This is a genomic window from Acinetobacter sp. YH1901134 (genome assembly GCF_013416965.1).
Lineage (GTDB): Bacteria > Pseudomonadota > Gammaproteobacteria > Pseudomonadales > Moraxellaceae > Acinetobacter > Acinetobacter amyesii.
Genome location: NZ_VPEW01000014.1, coordinates 24,807 through 41,227 on the forward strand (window position 1 = coordinate 24,807; position 16,421 = coordinate 41,227).

General features: G+C 40.2%; 14 protein-coding genes. 7 read left to right on the plus strand and 7 right to left on the minus strand.

Annotated features, from left to right (window positions below; genetic code table 11):
• Window positions 1–18: 18 nt before the first annotated feature.
• On the minus strand, window positions 19–417 hold the full coding sequence (locus FTV50_RS13395; RefSeq protein WP_078194025.1) for an ATP synthase subunit I: 399 nt from the start codon (window positions 415–417) through the stop codon (window positions 19–21).
• Between the two features lie 170 nt (window positions 418–587).
• On the minus strand, window positions 588–1,427 hold the full coding sequence (locus FTV50_RS13400; RefSeq protein WP_180024702.1) for a metal ABC transporter solute-binding protein, Zn/Mn family: 840 nt from the start codon (window positions 1,425–1,427) through the stop codon (window positions 588–590).
• Window positions 1,428–1,566: 139 nt separating this feature from the next.
• Here FTV50_RS13400 and FTV50_RS13405 point away from each other — a divergent pair, with 139 nt between their 5' ends.
• The 3 genes from FTV50_RS13405 to znuB are packed head-to-tail and all read left to right on the plus strand — an operon-like array spanning window position 1,567 to window position 3,632.
• Window positions 1,567–2,064, plus strand: coding sequence for a transcriptional repressor (locus FTV50_RS13405; protein ID WP_078191481.1), 498 nt, complete (start codon window positions 1,567–1,569; stop codon window positions 2,062–2,064).
• Complete coding sequence (znuC, locus tag FTV50_RS13410; protein WP_180024733.1) at window positions 2,037–2,828, plus strand: zinc ABC transporter ATP-binding protein ZnuC; 792 nt, start codon at window positions 2,037–2,039, stop codon at window positions 2,826–2,828. The genes FTV50_RS13405 and znuC overlap by 28 nt, the downstream gene beginning before the upstream one ends.
• Before the next feature lie 3 nt (window positions 2,829–2,831).
• Window positions 2,832–3,632, plus strand: coding sequence for a zinc ABC transporter permease subunit ZnuB (gene znuB, locus FTV50_RS13415; protein ID WP_180024703.1), 801 nt, complete (start codon window positions 2,832–2,834; stop codon window positions 3,630–3,632).
• A 105-nt stretch (window positions 3,633–3,737) separates the two neighbouring features.
• Here znuB and FTV50_RS13420 read toward each other — a convergent pair whose 3' ends face one another.
• Window positions 3,738–4,358 carry a LysE family transporter gene (locus tag FTV50_RS13420; protein WP_180024704.1) on the minus strand — a complete coding sequence of 207 codons (621 nt, stop codon included), beginning with the start codon at window positions 4,356–4,358 and terminating at the stop codon, window positions 3,738–3,740.
• Between the two features lie 159 nt (window positions 4,359–4,517).
• Between FTV50_RS13420 and FTV50_RS13425 the strand changes: the two genes are divergently transcribed.
• Entirely contained in the window at window positions 4,518–5,438 is a 921-nt protein-coding gene (locus tag FTV50_RS13425) for a Dyp-type peroxidase (RefSeq protein ID WP_180024705.1), read from the plus strand.
• A gap of 25 nt (window positions 5,439–5,463) precedes the next feature.
• Here the strand turns inward: FTV50_RS13425 and FTV50_RS13430 are convergent, their stop codons facing one another.
• From FTV50_RS13430 to FTV50_RS13445, 4 genes are read right to left on the minus strand one after another with little or no spacing between them, the layout of a single operon-like run.
• Complete coding sequence (locus tag FTV50_RS13430; protein WP_180024706.1) at window positions 5,464–5,811, minus strand: hypothetical protein; 348 nt, start codon at window positions 5,809–5,811, stop codon at window positions 5,464–5,466.
• 10 nt (window positions 5,812–5,821) lie between these two features.
• Window positions 5,822–6,544, minus strand: a complete 723-nt coding sequence (locus tag FTV50_RS13435) for a toxin-antitoxin system YwqK family antitoxin (protein WP_180024707.1) — start codon at window positions 6,542–6,544, stop codon at window positions 5,822–5,824.
• A gap of 2 nt (window positions 6,545–6,546) precedes the next feature.
• A complete protein-coding gene (locus FTV50_RS13440) occupies window positions 6,547–8,400 on the minus strand; it encodes a TIGR02594 family protein (protein WP_180024708.1) in 1,854 nt (617 codons plus the stop codon).
• A gap of 1 nt (window position 8,401) precedes the next feature.
• A complete protein-coding gene (locus FTV50_RS13445; protein ID WP_180024709.1) occupies window positions 8,402–11,773 on the minus strand; it encodes a type VI secretion system Vgr family protein in 3,372 nt (1,123 codons plus the stop codon).
• A 230-nt stretch (window positions 11,774–12,003) separates the two neighbouring features.
• On the opposite strand from FTV50_RS13445, the gene FTV50_RS13450 reads away from it, so the two are divergent.
• The 3 genes from FTV50_RS13450 to FTV50_RS13460 all read left to right on the plus strand — a co-directional run bounded on the left by FTV50_RS13450 (window position 12,004) and on the right by FTV50_RS13460 (window position 16,291).
• Window positions 12,004–13,158 (plus strand): methionine aminotransferase, encoded by a 1,155-nt coding sequence (locus FTV50_RS13450; protein WP_180024710.1) that lies wholly within the window; start codon window positions 12,004–12,006, stop codon window positions 13,156–13,158.
• A 147-nt stretch (window positions 13,159–13,305) separates the two neighbouring features.
• On the plus strand, window positions 13,306–14,673 hold the full coding sequence (locus tag FTV50_RS13455; RefSeq protein ID WP_180003516.1) for an MATE family efflux transporter: 1,368 nt from the start codon (window positions 13,306–13,308) through the stop codon (window positions 14,671–14,673).
• Between the two features lie 253 nt (window positions 14,674–14,926).
• The gene (locus FTV50_RS13460; RefSeq protein ID WP_180024711.1) at window positions 14,927–16,291 is read left to right on the plus strand and encodes an LLM class flavin-dependent oxidoreductase; all 1,365 of its coding nucleotides are present in this window, start codon (window positions 14,927–14,929) and stop codon (window positions 16,289–16,291) included.
• Window positions 16,292–16,421 lie beyond the last annotated feature (130 nt).

Genomic DNA, 16,421 nt, shown 5'->3' on the forward strand with positions numbered 1-16,421 from the left:
TTCAATTTTTTGTTGTGTTTATACTCGTTTTTTTAAGCGTGTTGCCCAAAAAGGAGCGACCCACGACATACTTTGTACGAGCATAAAACCACAAAACAATGCCACCGCTGACAACGGTTTGACATTGATCAAAATCAAAATGAATCCAACAATCACGATTGCAAACTTGCCCATTAAGCCACGATACATGTTTGACAGCACCTGTTTAGAGGCACGGGCACCAGCCGCACGAAACGACTGCCATGAAAAGTAGCTACTTGCTAGCCAGCATACCAACGCACCCAAAGCTGCACTATATGCTGTGATTGTGTCTTTAAGGACCCAACCAATCAGGGCTGAAACAGGAATCATTACTGCTTGTAAGATGACTAAAGCTTTCGCTAATCGTCGATCAATCATGCGACTAGTTCGACTCATTTTTGTTCACTCACAGCAATTCTGCTTGACAAGTTTAACTGATGATTATTTTTAATCGCAGGCATTATAGAGTTACACCCCTTAACTTGCAATCTTTTCCCGACCTTAGTCGTGTTTTTTTAAATTGGTAAACTGCTTTCAAACTAATCAATAGTTGTTTGTTTTTTACATTACTTTCGCGCATTTAGTGTGCACTTAAGGGTTTTATCAGCCAACATCTTCCATGCTGTTACAAAATCCCCTGCCCCACTCATGGTTTCGTCCACCGGCTGAAAGACAATGCCACCGAGCTTTTGATACTGATTTTGGCTGGCATGTGCTTCTGCAAGTAAGCATATTTTTGGCTGCACGCGGTGGTCTTTCAAGTATTTGATTTGTGCCAATGTCGGCGCGACATGTGGATCATCTGTCAACGCACCGGTAAATTTCAAATTCAGTGATCGCTCAAGATATTGATAGGCATCGTGGTAGGACCAGTAAGGCTGAGCACGGCTCGACACATCTGTTTTTTGGGCTGTGATCAAGAGTTTCTGCGCAAATGCACGCGCATTAGCCCAATATTTTTCACGATGTTCTGGAAACTGTTGTGAACGTAAAGCAGCAATAAAAAAGCCGATTCGAACTGCATTGTTAGGTTCAAGCCAGACATGCGTATCGATTGTGCCTTTTAATGCATTGCCACGAACATCCCGTAATGGCAAAGCACTGATAATGCCTGAGTCTAAAATAGCGATACTTTTGCCACTTTCACCTAACATTTTTGCTAAAGGTGCTTCGTGTGCATGGCCTAACCATAAAACGAGATTGGCATCTTGCACGGTTTTACGGTGCGCAGGCGTCAAACTCACATCATGTCCAGATTGATGGTCAAGCAATAGTTTTGGCTGCTCTACACCCTTGAGTACATCCTTCGCGATTAGATAAATCGGTTGTGTAGAAACAACGAGGCCTTGCGCCCAGCTCATCACACTAAATAAAGCCAAACTACAAAAAAGAATTACACGGGACATGGGGAGAGAGCACCATAAAATGAATAGTGTTATAATATAACAAAATCGTAAAAAAACCTACGTCTGTTCGTAAGTCCTTACGCTTCATGTTAAGATTTAAAGTCTTTTTCTTTATACAGTTTCGTACTCGAGGTTGGCTATGAGCGCATGTTCACACGAACATCATAATGCTTTGCATGGTGTACACGATCATCATAATGTCGAACAGCGCCTTGCTGAAGCTGAGAGTCTCTGTAGTGCGACGGGTGCTCGACTTACGCCCTTGCGTAAAGAAGTATTGGAACTGATCTTAAATGCAACAGGGCCAATGGGCGCTTATGACCTTTTGGCTAAAATCAAAAGTGAGTCTGACCGACCTGCAGCGCCACCGACAGTGTATCGTACGCTGGATTTTCTGCTTGAAAAAGGTTTGATTCATCGTCTAACGTCGATTAATGCTTACATCCCATGTTGTCATCCGCGCGAAGGACATCAAGCTGCATTTCTGATTTGCACCGATTGTAAAATAGTCAAAGAAGCATCTGCTCAAGGCTTGATGGCGCAACTCGATGAATTATCTGCATCCGATGGCTTTACTGCACATCACAGTATTATTGAAATTTCAGGGATCTGTCAGCAGTGCCGCAGCAAACACTAAATGTAAAGCCCATTGTGGCTTTAGAGCATGTTCATGTCCGAATCGATGAACGTGACATTTTAAAAAATGTAGATTTCGTCTTACACGAAAAAGAAATTGTCACCTTGATTGGTCCCAATGGTGCAGGCAAATCCACGCTCATCAAAGTGTTGTTGGGTATTGTAAAACCTGTATCTGGTAAAGTGATCAGCACACAAAAATTAAAATTTTCGTATGTGCCACAAAAATTTAATCCATCACACAGCTTACCGCTACGTGTGTGTGATTTATTGGCACTAGAAAAATGTGATGCCAATATCAAGCAAGAAATAATTCGTGATACAGGCATTGCCAAGTTGCAACAATCTAAAGTTCAGCAATTGTCGGGCGGAGAACGTCAACGCGTTCTGATTGCACGGGCTTTATTGCGTCAACCGAATGTATTGGTTCTGGATGAACCTATGCAAGGCTTGGATATCCAGTCTGAAGCAGAACTGTATGACTACGTGCGTAGCTTGCCAGAAAAATATGGCTGTGCAGTTTTGATGGTTTCTCATGATTTACAGTGGGTCATGCAAGGCACGCACCGTGTGGTTTGCCTGAACAAACATATTTGTTGCAGTGGCTTGCCTGAAAATGTACAGCAACATCCTGAATATCAAGCGATCTTTGGAACAAATCGTGTGTTCTATCAACACCATCATGATCACTGTGCACATGGCGATAGTGCAACGCCTTGCCAGCATGACTCTCGTCCCCATATTCACCCTGAACCGGAAGCATAATCCATGATGGAATGGCTACAACTCCTTTTGCCAGCATGGATCATGGGCACTTTGCTGGTGTTCCTGACTGCGCCGCTTGGCTGTTTAATGTTATGGCGTCGCATGTCATTTTTTGCGGACACCATGGCACATGGCACTTTACTCGGTGTCGCCATTGCCGGTGCGATGAGTCTACCGCTTTGGACAGGCGTTACATTGATTGCGCTCTTATTGGTTGCAATCTTATGGGTGTTACACGACCCTCGCTTGCCCAATGACGCTTTGCTCGCGCTATGTTCAGCAACACTCCTGTGCTCTGGCTTACTCTTCATACAACATTTGCCCAGCTTAAGACCTGAATTACTCAGCTATTTATTTGGTGATTTACTCACCATTTCTTGGTCAGATTTGCCTGTCTTTGCAATAGTGATCATTGTGGCACTGACCGTGCTGTATAAAAGTTGGCAATCGCAGATTCAGATTGCCATTGACCCCGATATTGCGGTCAGTGAAGGTGTCAGCGCTAAATGGCAACGTCTGATTTTTATGTTATTACTGGCATTATTTACCGTATTGGCTTTACGTGCTGTCGGCTCATTGCTGATGGGTGCATTGTTAGTGATTCCTGCATTAACCGCTCGTTTATTGGCAAATTCCCCGAAACAAATGGTGCTGTGGTCTTTCATCATTGCCCAAGTCGGTGTGACCGTGGGGTTATGGTCAAGTGCTGGTTTAAACACCTCTACAGGACTGACTATTGTATTAACCATGGCGCTGCTCTTTGCCCTGATTTTTATTATGCAAAAATTTAAGAAAGTGGCTTAAGTAGCAACGTTCATTGCTCAATTCGCGACATATCAAAAAAAAGCCATGCAGTTGCATGGCTTTTTTTGCACGTCAAATACGATGCTCAGAATCATCTAACTGGATTTATTGATGCACCAAACTCAATAAACTCGCAGCACAAGCAAATAATACCGCAAAGGTTCGATTCAAATATTTTTGTTGTTTAGGTGATTTTAATAACCGCAGCACTTTTGCAGCGAGACCAGTATACCCCGCCATGACAATCAGATCGATGCTAATCATCGTTGCAGCCATAATGACATATTGAATCCATTGGGGTTTGGATAAATCTAAAAACTGCGGCAAAACTGCCAACAAAAATACAATCGCTTTAGGGTTGCTCATATTGACCAAAAAGCCATGTAAAATTAATTTTGAACGTGATTTATTTGATAAATCTTGTTGGATTTCAATTGACTCAGTTGGCGCTGTCCACTGTAAATAAGCCAAATACAATAAATAGACCACTCCAAACCATTTCACGATCAGAAAAGCCCATGGTGTCGTCGCAAATAAGACCCCTGCCCCAGCTGCAACAATGGCGATCTGAACCAAAAGTGCCAATTGCAGGCCGATTGCATTCCAATACCCATGCTTAAACCCATAATTCAAACCACTCGACATAGACGCAATTGCACCTGCACCTGGGGAAACACTAATTACCCAACATGCCAACATGTATGCAATCCAGATTTGATAGGACATCATTAGCTCAAGTTTGAAATGGGTCTGTATTATATGACATTTACTCTATTTTCATGACAATAATGCACGCTAAAAGGCCAAATGAAGGCTACACTCTCAGCGCTGCTTAAGGCACAATATACACAGCCACTCAGAAATTATAATTTTTAGGAGCCATGAATGTCTGCTCAATCTGTAATTTTGCCATTACCCTCAGATCATGCTCGTTTTATTGTTTTACGTTTAAAAGATTTAACGATTAGCGAATTAAAAGAACAACTTGAAGACTTATTTAACACTCGTGATCGTCTGATTACCCAACATCCTAATGCACAGATTAAAACGGCTGTGGCTTTTGGACCAGAACTTTGGGCGCAACTTTACAGTCAAGCTCCGGCAGGCTTTAAACAACTTGATCCAATTCAAGGTTCATTTAACATGCCTGTAGTGCCAGCAGATGTGCTGATTCACATTGCGGCACAGCGTACAGATATTTGCTTTGCTTTAAGCCAAGCTTTCTTTGATGGCATTCAAGATAAAGTTGAGGTTTTAGATGAGCGTGTTTGCTTCCGTAATTTCGATGGCCGTGACTTAACTGGCTTTATTGATGGTACTGAAAACCCTCAATTTCCAGATGACCGTGCTGAAACAGCATTATTAGCAGAAGATGCGGGTATTTTTGCTGATGGTTCTTTTGTCTTTGCACAGCGTTATGCACATAACTTAGATAAATGGAAAAAGTTAAAGGTAGATGCTCAGGAACATGTCATTGGGCGTACCAAACTTGAATCGATTGAGTTGGATGAAGACGAACAACCTGAAAACTCACATATATCACGTACTGTTGTTGAAGATGGTGAGGGTGAAGAACTAGCAATTTTGCGTCATTCATTGCCTTATGGCGATGGCCGCGGTGACCAAGGTTTGTTCTTTATTGCTTATACCAATGACCTCAGTATTATCGACAGCATGCTGGTTCGCATGTTCGGTACTAGCGGTGACGGCATTCACGACCGCTTACTACATTTTGTAACGCCAATGGACGGAGCGTATTACTTTGCGCCGAGTGAAGAGTTGTTGGAAGAAGTGCTTGAAGGTTAAATAAATAAAGCCGACGAGAGTCGGCTTATTTATACTTAATCTTCCCAACAATACATATGACATCAGTAAAATGATACATGGAATCAGCTGAATAAACATTTTTACAATAAACAGTGGCAGGCTTGTCATATTTAATTTTTAATTTATTTCCCATGTAATTTAATTGTATTTTATTTACATTATGAAAACTCTCATCTTCACTATAAATATAAACATTCTCAGGCTTACTTAAGCTGATAATATCATATTTATATCTTTTATTATTTTCATCGACGCTGCTAGTTAATTTAATTTCCCCATGAAATTCATATTTTGATGCCGCATTAGCTTGAAAACTAAACAATAACATAATGAACAAAATTAATTTTATCATAAGATACTTCTCAGTTAAATTTCTCAGAATTTATTAAATTTCCCGTTGAATCCCACTCATTCCACAAACCAATTTTTTGACCGTTTTTGTATTGACCATCATAAATAAAAATATCAGGATTAATTGTATATTTTTCATAACATCGACCATTTTCTTCCCCTAAAACATAGAAACATTCCCCTACTAATATTCCATCGCCGTTCCAATTTTTGACGAACCCATCCAACTCACCATTTTTGTATATCATTTGCTCTTTCAAAATACCATTTTCATACCATGATTCCCATAAGCCATTTTCAATATTATTTCTATAATTAGTAACAGCCATTTTGCTACCTGATTCATACCATAAGGTACGCTCACCTTCTCTAGGATAATAACCATTATGCTTACTTTCATTGAACACATAATCTTTTTGACCATTAACAAGCCAATAAGGGCTTGATAGTTTATGCCCCGATATATAAAAATCTTGAACTAAATAGCGTTTATCAGATTCATTTTTTAAAATTTTTCTAAAATATTTTGCATTTTTCTTATCTACGGTAACCTGTCCGCTATCCTCAGCATCTGCCATATAAAGACTAATTTTGCTATCTTTATAAGTACTATCTTTTTTGCTTTGTATCAGACGTTTATCATCATTTGTACCATTGGATTCCGCTGAACAAGCCAGAACAAATATTACAAGACCAATAACTAAAATTCTGATTTTAGAAATTATAAATATCATACTTATCTTGTCCCGCTTCCGGTTTTAACAGTTTTTAAGCCTAGTAACATATATACTTCATCTACAGTTATTTTTTTCTCCAATTTTTGTGTCTTTGCATATTCATGATAGGCTTTTGGCACATAGAATCGAAAAGATGAAATTTTTCTATCAACAATAGTAATCTGATCATCTTGATTACCCCCTATCATAAGAAATCTACCATCTGTTTTATCTAAACTATAAACAAAAGCAACATGCCCAGTACCACTAGTAGCCTCCGATGAAGCACCTTCAAAGGTAGGTATCGTTGCTAATGCACCAAAAATAGGTTTGTCAATTTTTACAAAATTTTGAGTATCCCGTCTGAAGCTTAAGGCACTTACTGTATCTTTTGACTTAGTATATTTAGCTTCTTGGAGACAGTAATTTGCAAATGATGCACACCACGCTTGATCTGTTCCCACAAGTGTCTTAATCCCACCCCAACCAACTAATTTATGATAGTTATCTGTTTTAGTTATAACTCCTTCCTTTTTACCATACCATTGCTTTAATTCTCGCAATACTATTGCCATCCATGGAGCTTCTTTGTTATTTAAGGGAATAATAGCCAGGCCTTCGCCCGTGCCTTCTTTACTTCTTGCATTATCAACCTGACCATTTGTATTAGTGAATAAATTTTCAGCTTGATTCATTATTGATGTAGCCAGTGAATTACTTGAAGACTCCTTAGTGTTATTACCAAACTGAGAAACACTGGATGTGTTCTTATTAGGAACTTTTACATTGTCACCTACTTTTATGAGGCTTCTATCTTTAATTTGAGGGTTTAACTGTAAAAATTCATTTTCAGAAATTTTAAATTGTTTACATATTTTAAAAACTGAATCATTAGGTTTAATTTTATATGTTTCAAATTGTGATTTTGAATCTGCTAACGAGTTCTTACCTGCATATCCACCAATAGTTAATATTTGACCAGTAAAAATCTGATTTGGATTTTCTAAGTAATTCCATTCTTGAATTTGATGTGCAGTAACACGAAATCTTTTTGAAATTTTACTTAAATTATCTCCACTGACGACTTTATATTCGAATTTTTTATTATCTGTCTTTAATATCCCATTTTGAGGCATTAATTCAGCTGAATATTTTATTGTATTGTTAATTAAATGAACAGCTTGTGACTCTAATGAAGTTACAACCTCACCAATAACTTTTTCCACACCATCCATTATAGACGAAAAAGTGATTATCTCTCCAGACTTAGAATGAGGTAGGAGGGGTAAAGTTCCATTACTATTTGTACTTAACTCTTTTTTTTGACCATTTATTGTTGCTGTTATTTTTTGATCACTTAATGGCTTCGAGCCATCTGAAACACTAACAGCAGTTGTATAAACCCAATTTTCTTTCCTAGTATTTAAATTACCATTAAATCCCTCTTTCTCTTGCATGGCATCCATTAGCTTCTCAAGCAAAGTATCGTTTAAGCTTGAAAGCTTCGTACTCCGTTGAATAGATGTTTTTTTTACAAGAAATTCTATATATGCTTCCGTATTATTTTCATTTGGAGGAGCATAAATATATATTGCTTCTTTTAAAGAGTATTCATTATATTTTCTTCTTAACAATGCTTTTTTCTCATTTCTTCCAGCAATATAACTGTCAAAAATTACAAATTTTCCACTTTTAGTATCACCAATTCCAATTTGTCCTGGATATTGCCCACTAGATTTTGGTCTCATATTTCCAGGATTATTAAACCGCCATGCGATTGTTCCACCACTTCTTAGCAATACATTCCCATTATCACTTAGATATTGAACCGTCAATGTATTCTTATCATGAGATGCTTTTATAAATTTTGACATATTAAACCTGCTTATTATTAATTATTAGTTCAATCATTTCAGATTCAATGAAAACATTGCTATCTTGAGAATCATTAATTTTTGGAAATAAATTAATTCCAGCTTCATTATCGCTAATCGAACTATCAATAGAGGTTATTTTCTCGACATCAATTTTCCAGTTTTCTTCACCAATAATTAATTCAACTTCATCAGCACTATCACTATAAATTCTTGGCAATTTTGATCCAGAAATAATTCCTGCAAATAATTCTTTTCCATTATTTTTATTAATTATTTTGTATTTTTGATCAATTAATCCCATTAAATCGAAATTCATATCACTACCATAAGGAGCAAATCTAATACTGTATTTACTTTTATCCAATTTTGGTAATTCCAGATTGTTTAAGTTTACTTTCTCTCCTAGAGTAAACAAATGCTGCCCCGCCTTACTCTCAAACTTGCCACCTGTCGTGGTAAATATTCCACTGCCATTAATTTTGAGTTGTGAACCGCCTGCGGTCAGCACGATTTCTTTAGGACTGGTAATTTCAATTTTATCTTCCGTTGAAATGAGCTTAATCACCTTTCGTGCAATTGCTTCAATAGCATCATCTTGGGCTTGTAATTCAACTTTCCCTTTTGCGGCATAAGCACTCAGGCCCTTTTGAGCCGCAAACAAACTGATTTTGTCTTGTGCATGACCAACAATATTCTTTTGAGCACTGAAATTAATCGAACCTTGTGCACTTTCTGCAATATCCTGTGAGGCTTGTAATACAATATCTTCCGGTGTAGTGAGTGCAATACCATTAGGTGATGCAAGTAACATCAGTGCTTGGCGGAATAATTTGCCTTGTTCTTGTTTTGCCGCTGTATTGGATTTTTCTAAACCTTGCGCATAGCCTTCCATAAAGCCTTGTACTTTTTCTAATGCTTTTATGGGTGTCATCGCTGGTGGCAAACCAAAACCACCATTATTCAATAAATCATCAGGGTTAAATTTGATGTCTTCGATCAATTTGCCCACATCTTTTAATGCTTTTAATGGATCTTCTTTTAGGTTGCTTTTCAGACTTGCAACCCGCCCTTGAATCACATCCTTACCATTTTCTTCAATATGATCTATGACAGACTTTAAGTTATCAAAGGCATCTTCGGCATCATTAAAAAATGCTTTAAATTCTTTTACTGTACTTTTGACATCATGTGCGATTGAGCCCATTTCTTTGACAAAACTTTTGCAGTTTTTTAACGCTGCCAATGGGTCTCGACTTAGCTCCTCCTTGAACAAATTTAAAGTCGCTTTCACACCTTCGGCAGTACTTTTGATTTCTAAAGAGTTTATTAACTTCGGCAAACGATTAATCACATTTAATGCATCGCTCTGCTGTTTTACGGCTAAGCCACTCAGCATATTCATGCTCTGATGCCCTTGATTTAAAAGAGACTGAGCTTCAGCAGCAGCAAGATGATCGGCAACTGCTTTATCCTGCGCATAGGTACTAATGAGTAAACCTTTACCTGCACGCATTGCCCCCCACGCATCCGTTCGCAGCTCAAACCCCTCACCACGGCCATGGCTACTGTCTTGTTCTTTAGGATGGCTGAGATTACCTAAATTCAGCTGTGTCGCCGCATGACTACTTTGTAATTGGGTACTGATCTGCCCCGTCGTGTCATCAAAGCGCAGTTGGTTAAAGCCTGCTCCTGCAACTTCTTGCGAGCGGATACCACTGAGTTTTTTGGTTTCAGGAAGCTGACCTTTGAGGTCAAACATGGTCTGAGATCGCTCAGCCTCATGTATACGTCCTACTACAAAGGGACGATCCACATCTCCCTCAAAAAAGTCGATGACCACGATCTCACCAATACGAGGATGGAAACGTGCGCCATAACCTTCTCCCGCCCATGGAGTCAGTACCTCGACCCAAGCCGAGTCACTGTCATTATCATTACTCCCTGCTCCACCATCATGACTATGGTCATCGCTGCGGGTGAACGTAAACCGAACTTTGATACGCCCCCAAGCATCGACATAAATACTTTCACCTTCTGGACCGACCACTTTAGCCCGCTGTGGAAACGCAGGTGGCCGGTGTAATAAAGGGTCATATTCAGGCACCACAGAAATTTGCCGACGGACTACATACAGCTCATTGGCCTGCCGTTCATCCCCTAAAGATAGCCAACGGCTCGCCGCAAGTAACTTCTCTAATTGAACCAAAATATCTTTGGGTAAATTATTCTGGTTATAAAATGCTTTGCCCAATATGAGAAATTCACGATCTGTCGTTTGATGTTGATCGATTTCAGGATGATTTTCTAATTCAAACCAATACCCAACTCGTGCATCCCTTACGCTACTGCTGGCGGTAAAATATTTGGCTTGTAATTCCTGATATTGATTGAGTTGCCGATTCAACTGATCCAATTGCTGTGTATTTGAAGTGGTCGCCTGATCTGCACCTTTAAGGTCAGTTGTCCAAGCCGAACTTACGGTCCAAGCCTGCTCTAAACTTAAGGTTTCATTGTGCTGTTGCTCACTCTGTGCATGGGCGCTTAAGAGCGGATTACTTTGGTCTTGTGCCAAATGTTGAGCTTGCCAACGCTGCGTTTGAATCGTGGTCGATTGTAAAAAGCGTTCTGCCACAAAACTGGTGATCGTGTCTAAACGTTCCGTGGCATGACTCCGATGAAAGCGAATTTTTTTCCGCTCTAAAGCACTATAAGCCTGATTCGTATCAATTAAACGCAGCCGCTGTGCTTGCATCGGTGCAGCCGAAAATGCGACAAATAACTCCGCTTCATCAATTAACCAATTGATCCCTTCACTACGCCACAGTCGAGTCAGAAATTCGTAGTCACTCTCATTGGCTTGCATAGTAAATGGTCGAACATCATAGTTTCGAGTCAATCCATCCATGTTGAGGCTCAAGCTCGCGGCAAATAATGTGCTTTTTTGCTGCCACTCAGTAAATAGCACTTCGGTAATTTCACGCACCGACTTATTCATAAAGACACGGCTGTTACGACGCTTATGCCAGAGTGCTGTGGCATCCTCAATCACCAGTTTATAAACGGTCAATGCACCATCACTTTGACCTTGGCTTGCACCTGTAATCACACCAGTTAGGCGACTGAGTTGTCCCAAATCTGTCACTTGATCGACAGCCACTCGGCCACCGATAAACTGCTTTAAAGCCAGATGAGCATTGGTCGATAGACAAATAATTTCCGCACGAAAGCCTTGATTGATACGGTGTTGACCTTCAATCCGTTGAATAAAAACTTCTGTGTTTAATGATTCATTTGAAAAATGAATGTGTAGCGCACGTTTCTGTACGCTAAAGCCAAAGTTTTCCACCATGGCGTGAATATTTTTAAGCATTGTTATTATGTATTTAATTTTTTTAATGACGGCATTTTAGGAAATGTTTATTTTTTCGTCTACCCTATTTTGCAAATAATTTGTTGAATTCTTCTTTTTGGCTTTTGCAACACTTTAGGATTCAAGTGAATAGGAATGTCAATAGTGGATCATTTTTACCGATCTAATTTTTCGCAGCCGCTGAGATGCTGCTACACTCAAAATGCAACTTATTAAAAATTTTAAGCTCCATGATCACAATTGAATCCAAACTGCCTGCACAAGGTGTGACTATTTTTAGCGTCATGAGCGCAATGGCGCAGCGTCTAAATGCACTGAATTTATCTCAAGGTTTTCCTGATTTTCCTGCACCTCCAGCGCTGTTAAATGCGCTAAGTGATGCGACGCAACAAGGTTTTAACCAATATGCACCCGGCGATGGACTGATACATTTGCGTGAACAATTGGTCCAACTGTTTGCCCATCGAGACCAATTAAATATTGACCCTCACACCGAAGTGACCATTACCCCGGGTGCAACCATTGGTATTTTTAGTGCCATTCAAGCCGTGGTTCATGCGGATGATGAAGTGATTATTTTTGATCCGAGCTATGACAGTTATGCGCCCAGTGTAAAATTGGTTGGGGCTCATCCCATTCACATTGCCTTAGAGACGCCCCATTTTACTGTGGATTGGAATCGTGTTGCCGCTGCAATTAACCATAAAACCCGGATGATTATTGTCAATACCCCGCATAATCCAACAGGTGCTATTTGGGATCGTGAGGACTGGCTCAACTTGATTGAACTGATTCGAGATAAAAATATTATTGTGCTGTCGGATGAGGTCTATGAGCATTTAATTTTTGATGGTCGTCAGCATCTATCTGCTTTGTCATTTCCTGAGCTGCGTGAACGCAGTTTTGTCGTGGGCTCATTTGGTAAAACCTTTCACGTCACAGGTTGGAAAACCGGTTATTGCATTGCAGCGCCAGCCTTGATGCAAGTGTTTCGCCAAATCTATCAATTTGCCAATTTCTGCGGTGTTACACCTGTACAAATGGCATTGGCTAACTTTATGGCAGAACATCCTGAGCACATTGCTGAATTGGCCGATTTTTACCAAGCCAAGCGTGACCGGTTCAATGCGGGCTTAAGCCACTCTAGATTTGAGTTGATTCCATCGGCAGGTACCTATTTCCAAAACCTTGATTACAGTGCCATACGCCCAGATTTAAGCGATGTGGAAATGTGTCAGTTGTTGGCAGAACAGCATAAAATCGTGGCGATTCCAGTCTCGGTGTTCTATCAAAAACCTCCGGAAAATTTACGCTTATTACGTTTCTGTTTTGCCAAACAAGATGCCACCTTAGATCAAGCTGCAGAGATCCTCTCCGCGGTTTAAAGCAATATCTGCCCAAACGTTTTTTTAAAACAGACATGTAGAAATAATGAAGCCTTGGTTACTCAAAAACTAAGGCTTTTTTGAATGCAAACATGATAATGTTATCAGTAACTTAAAATCATAAAAAGCCGCGTCTAGGACCTGAGTATGTCAAAACAACAGTCCCTCGTTACTCAGCAAAATTTATGGAAAACGTTTTTAGTTTTTCTGGTGCCTTTGATCGCCACCAATATTTTGCAGAATTTATCTGGGACCATTAACACCGTTTTTGTCGGTCAGATGCTTGGGGTGCATGCCATTGCAGCGGTTGCGGTATTTTTCCCGATCTTGTTCTGTTTAATGGCTTTTGTGATCGGGCTCTCGGCAGGTGCAACCGTGTTGGTGGGGCAAGCTTGGGGCGCGCAGAATCTTGAAAAAGTCCGTACTGTGGTGGGTTCCACCCTTTTTATGACCTTGATTGGTGGCAGCATTATTGCCTTTTTAGGGGTGATATTTGCCAAGCCCATTTTATTAGCCTTAGGCACAGCCCCTGACGTGATGCATTTATCTTTGCCTTATGTGCAATGGATGCTTGCGGGTAGTCCACTGCTCTTTATTTATATTATTTACACCTCGATTTTGCGTGGGGTCGGTGACAGTACAACACCGCTGATTGCGTCAGGTATGACCATTGGTTCAGGGCTGATCATTACACCCGTGCTGATTGCCGGAAAATTTGGATTTCCAAGTTTAGGCATTATTGCCCCTGCCATTGCCAGTCATATCGGCTTTTTAATTGCCTTGGTGTTTTTATATTTCTACTTAAAAAAGAAAGATCATCCGCTCAAACTCGACTTCGAGTTGATTCGTCATATTCGCCATCAACATGATCTCAGCAAAATTATCTTAAAACTAGGCATTCCTACAGGTATTCAGATGGTCACGACCTCTGTGGCCGGTCTCGTGATTGTCGGTTTAGTGAACCGCCATGGTGCTGATGCTACTGCTGCATATGGCGCGGTCAATCAGGTTTTGAACTATATCCAATTCCCGGCCTTGTCCATCGCGATTGCGGCTTCTATTTTTGCAGCACAAGCCATCGGTTCAGGTCATTCTGAATTAATTAATCGTGTGAAACGTACGGCCATCGGCATGAATTTCATTATTACTGGTATCTTGGTGGCATTGGGCTATTTGTTCTCTAAATATTTAATGGCGCTGTTTATTACAGATCCTGAAGTTGTGGTTCTCGGTCAAGAATTACTGTTCATTGTGCTTTGGTCGATTTTATTTTTTGGTGCCAGTGCGATTTTTGCTTCCATTATGCGGGCCAGTGGAACGGTGACCGTGCCGATGATTATTAATATTATGGCGATTATTTGCATTGAAGTGCCGTGTGCCTACCTATTTAGTGAATGGTGGGGCTTAAAAGGCATTTGGTATGCCTATGCTTTGGCTTTTGTCAGCTTATGTATTTTACAAGGGCTGTATTACCAACTGGTATGGAGACGAAAAGCCATCAAAGTATTGCTATAAAGTTTGTTAATAGCGTTCAATCCAATCCGCAGCTTTGCATCTCAATATGGGGAATTTTGTACAGATTCATGCATAAAGTTTGCTGTTAAACTGCTGTTTATATTTCAACATATAGCTTTATATCCTGTTGATTTATCTACAATTAGAACCAATTAAAATTAAAAATTGCATATTTTCAAACAATTACGATTTGGCATAGATTTTGTTCTTATACCTTTTATCTTTTAAGAATAATTGGGATGAGAAATTTTTTATGTCTAAACGTCAAATAAAGCTTGGGGCTTTTATTCCAACCACCTCACAGCATGTCGCGGGTTGGCGCCACCCTGAATCTCGCCCACAAGATCATCTCAATATTGATTATGCAATTGAACTGGCAAAAACCGCAGAACGTGGTCTATTTGATGCCTACTTTCTTGCCGATGGTCTGTCTGTCCGTTGGAGTTCTGCTGTCGAAGGTGAGAAAGGTTTGGGCGATAAAGGCGTCGGCTTTGAACCCGTCACATTGTTTGCAGCCCTGTCTGCTGTGACGAAAAATATTGGCTTTATTGCCACAGCGTCCACGACTTATGAAGACCCCTACATTTTGGCGCGAAAATTCGCTTCTTTAGATCATATTTCTAAAGGTCGTGCTGCGTGGAATGTAGTAACGACAGCCTCTGCCGATGCCGCAAAAAACTTTAACATTCAGCAGCACCCTGAACCCAAAGAGCGTTATGAACGTGCCGATGAATTTATTGAGGTGACTCAAAAACTTTGGGACTCATGGGAGGATGATACCTTCCATTACAACAAAGAAACTGGGCAATTTTTTGATGCCCGCAAACAACATCAGCCCAATCATCAGGGCCAATACTATCAGGTACTGGGTGCTCTCAACGTCTCTCGCCCACCGCAAGGCTATCCGGTGATTGTTCAAGCTGGGCAATCTGAAGATGGTCGTGAACTAGCCGGTAAATATGCCGAAGTGATTTTTACAGCACAGCAGAACTTAGCAGATGCGCAAGCCTTTTATCGTGATGTCAAAAACCGCTTAGTGAAATATGGCCGCCATGCAGATGACCTGAAAATTATGCCGGGGGTTTCGATTTTTGTTGCCAAGACAGAGCAAGAAGCCCAAGAAAAATATGACTTTTTAAATAGTTTAATTCACCCAGAAGTGGGTTTAAGTTTATTGTCTGCTTTGGCAGGCGGCATTAATCTGGCCAAATTTGATCTAGATGCCCCTTTCCCGAAAATAGAAGATGCAGACATTAATTTCTCCAGTCGTCAGCAAATGATGATTGATATTGCCCGTAAGCACAATTTTAGTATTCGTCAGCTCTATCAATATATCGCTTCAGCCCGTGGACATTGGACCTTGATTGGCACGCCTGAACAAGTCGTAGATCAACTGCAAGAATGGTTTGAGAATGACGCTGCCGATGGTTTTAATGTCCTACCGCCAACAACACCTGCGGGGTTAAATGATTTTGTCGATCTCATCGTTCCTGAACTGCAACGTCGCGGTCTATTCCGAACGGCTTATGAAGGCAAGACCTTACGAGAAAACTTAGGTTTAAAACGACCTGAAAACCAATATGTTTTAGAAAAAAGACATACCTCCCAAGCCTCATAAACCAACGTTTAATAAAACTGAAAAACAAATGCCCCAACTGGGGCATTTTTATGGACTGATATTAATCCAACTTAAGCGATGATCATACTGACCTATATTTGATAAGCCTAAAAAAAGGCCTGAATTCAGG